General features: G+C 43.8%; 4 protein-coding genes. 3 read left to right on the top strand and 1 reads right to left on the bottom strand.

Annotated features, from left to right (window positions below):
- The coding region (recF, locus tag WBA23_RS11330) for a DNA replication/repair protein RecF (protein WP_424582392.1) at positions 1-895 on the bottom strand (895 nt) is incomplete at its 3' end.
- Between the two features lie 100 nt (positions 896-995).
- Here recF and pdhA point away from each other — a divergent pair.
- The 3 genes from pdhA to WBA23_RS11345 form a co-directional block, all read left to right on the top strand.
- Positions 996-2039: a pyruvate dehydrogenase (acetyl-transferring) E1 component subunit alpha gene (gene pdhA, locus WBA23_RS11335; RefSeq protein WP_424582393.1), complete on the top strand. Its 1044-nt coding sequence runs from the start codon at positions 996-998 to the stop codon at positions 2037-2039.
- A gap of 234 nt (positions 2040-2273) precedes the next feature.
- Entirely contained in the window at positions 2274-3008 is a 735-nt protein-coding gene (locus WBA23_RS11340; protein WP_424582394.1) for a tetratricopeptide repeat protein, read from the top strand.
- 77 nt (positions 3009-3085) lie between these two features.
- On the top strand, positions 3086-3364 hold a 279-nt coding region (locus WBA23_RS11345; RefSeq protein ID WP_424582395.1), incomplete at its 3' end, for a 6,7-dimethyl-8-ribityllumazine synthase.

Consider the following 3364-nt stretch of genomic DNA (forward strand, 5'->3'; position numbering starts at 1 on the left):
GTTTTTCATCTCGCAGTACGTCAAACTGCGCTAGCTTGAGGGCAATAACAAAGGATTTTTGTTGCCCCTGCGAGCCGTAGCGTTTAATCGGAAAGTCATCAATTCGAAACTCGTAATCATCACGATGCACTCCCCGGGTGGTACGTTGGAGTACTAAATCTTTCCGGTAAGCTCTATAAAAAACCGAGCGGTATTCGCTCTCAGCAAAATGAGTGGTATACCGTATACCTACCTCCTCTTTCTTTCCGGAAAGATTGTTGTAGTGGCTACTAAAGTGGGGGATAAATGTCTCAAGGAAGTCAGCTCGCTTTTGGTACAATCGATGCCCCACATCCAGCAATTGGTCGCTGTAAGAATCCAGCAAATCTGAATCGTAGGTATTACGTTCGGCAAATTGTTTTAGCAGCGCGTTGCGTTGCCGTAGTATATGGTTGTAGCTAATAAAATCGGAGAGATAATCAGGGTGGATTTGCGACAGCAGACCATCGAAGAAGCGGCGGCGCAGTTCACCCGCTCCTCGAATCAGGTCAGTATCATCTGGCGAAATCAGCACAACCGGAAAGTGACCAATATGCTCACTTAGCTTCTCGTAATGAACCCGACTGTTTTGCACTTGTTTTTTCTGACCACGCTGCCAACTACAGCTTACGGTATAATGCTGTTCCTGCTTACAAAATACCCCTTTTGTTAATAAGTAAGGTGCCTCATGTCGTACATTCTGCTGCTCTACACTACTGAAAGCACTTTTAGTGACCGATAGGTAGTAAATAGCATCTAGCAAATTAGTCTTGCCGCTGCCGTTCTCTCCCAAAATACAGTTAATCTGTGGAGAAAAATCCAACGATAGTTCTTCATAGTTCTTATAGTTGAGCAAATGGATTTTTTCCAACCTCATGCCTTCATTGTTCGTGTTTTTGTATTAATTTGCGTGAACGTAAACAGGATAACCTTTCGCGCGTTACATTCCTGAAGCACTTTCATCTAAGCAAGTAATTATGGCAGTCAGTACCAAAGAAAAGACAGATAAAAAAACGAAAAAAGATTCTAATCAACGAGAATTTTCAAAAGAGACTTACCTGTGGTGGTACGAAACCATGTACCTAATGCGCCGCTTTGAAGAGAAAGCTGGGCAGCAGTACGGTCGTCAGAAAATTCGCGGTTTTTGCCACCTATATATCGGTCAGGAAGCTTGTGCGGCTGGCTCGGTTTCTGCCTTGCGCGAAACTGATAGCTTCATTACGGCTTACCGCGACCACGCTCATCCATTAGCACTAGGCACTGATCCTAATAAAGTGATGGCGGAGCTATTTGCCAAAGAAACGGGAGTATCAAAGGGCAAAGGAGGATCTATGCACATGTTTGACAAAGAACGTAACTTCTACGGTGGTCATGGCATTGTGGGCGGACAGATTCCACTGGGAGCCGGTATTGCTTTTGCCGAACAGTACAAAGGTACTGACAATGTTTGTATGACGATTATGGGGGACGGAGCAGTACGACAAGGGGCTTTTCACGAAACGTTAAATATGGCAATGACGATGAAGATTCCGGTGATCTTTGTCATTGAGAACAACGGCTACGCGATGGGTACATCAGTACAGCGAACCAGTAATGTGCAAGATCTATACACACTAGGTGAAGCTTACGATATGCCCTCTTTCCCAGTAGATGCTATGAATGTAGAGAACGTACATATTGCGGTTGAGGAAGCGGCTGAACGCGCTCGTAAGGGTGATGGTCCTACCTTACTAGAATTTCGCACCTATCGCTACAAAGGGCACTCTATTTCTGATCCGGCTAAGTACCGTACCAAGGAAGAACTGGAAGGCTACAAGGAGCAAGACCCCATTATACAGTGCGCTAAAGCCATGATAGAGAAGGACTATGCTACTGAAGAAGAATTGAAAGAAATTGAAAAGAAGGTGAAAGCACAAGTTGAAGAATCAATCAAATTTGCTGATGAGTCACCTTTTCCCCCGGCAGAACAAGCCCTGCAAGATGTGTACATGCAGGAAGACTATCCGTTTATTCTGGATTAAGAATTATTTTAATGAAATAACTAAGAGAGTCCTACGGGACTCTTTTTTCGTTAATAAAATTAGGTTGTGTGACCTCACACGTTTTAATAGTAGGTTGCGTAGAATCTCTACCTATCATTGTTAGATTTCATCTACCGATTATATAGTGTAATATCGATGGTTGATGAAACGTAATAGATAGATTTTCTGTTTACCGAAAAATTATTCTAACTTTGCAGCCCAAAATCACGAATTATGGCCAATAGAGTTCGAGGCTCTCGTAGCAAGAAAGACGTACAACAAAATTTAAGTGCAACTGAGGAGTTGCTGGAAACTCCAGAGGCACTGCAGGATAAGTTTGTTGACACCGAAGAATATATTAAACAACATTCTACAGTATTCATTATTGGGGCAGCTATTCTTGTGTTAGCGGTAGCAGGTTACTTCGGTTATCAGTACTATCAGACTAACCAAAACCAGTCAGCCCAGGAAGAGATGTTCCAGGCGATTTACTACTTTGAGTCAGATAGTTTGAATATGGCGCTGAATGGCGATGGTAACAACTACGGATTTCTGGAAATTATAGATGAGTTTGGGGGAACGGATGCTTCCAATCTAGCTCACTATTATGCCGGGGTTATTGAGCTAAGGCAGGGTAATTATGAGTCGGCTATTGAATATTTAGATGATTTCAGTGCTTCCGACTTACTCGTGCAAGCCCAGGCTTACGCCTTGGTGGGTGATGCCTACATGGAATTGGGTGAGTATCAGCAAGCAGCCGGAGAGTACCAAGAAGCCGCTGACTACAATACGAATCGATTTTTCTCTCCTCAGTATCTGACGAAAGCTGCTATGGCTTACGAAGCAGCAGGTAACTACGCTCAGGCAGCAGATCGCTACCAACGAATTATTGATGAGTTTCCGGAAGCATACGAGTACCAAGAGGCCCAGAAGCAACACGCTCGTTTAGCCCGGCTGTCTTCAAATTAACGCCGGCGTGAATTAAAACTTTTGATAATAAGTGAGGATAAGGCCAATATAGTCTTGTCCTTTTTACTTTGTCCTATATGGCTACCGCAAACCAAAACCTAAGCGAGCACGATGACTCGCACTTACCTGATATTTCCCAACGATGTTTTTCTATTGTTACCGCCGAATGGAATCATGAGATTACTCAGCCCTTGCTAGATGGAACCATTGCCACTTTGTTAAAATACGGAGCAAAAGAGAAGAACATCCGTACCAAATGGGTCCCCGGTAGCTTCGAACTATCTTTAGGAGCTCAGTGGGAAGCCGCTCGTCCCAAAGTTGATACAGTAATTTGCCTAGGATGCGTCGTTCAGGGG

This window comes from Tunicatimonas sp. (assembly GCF_049647865.1).
Taxonomy (GTDB): domain Bacteria; phylum Bacteroidota; class Bacteroidia; order Cytophagales; family Cyclobacteriaceae; genus Tunicatimonas.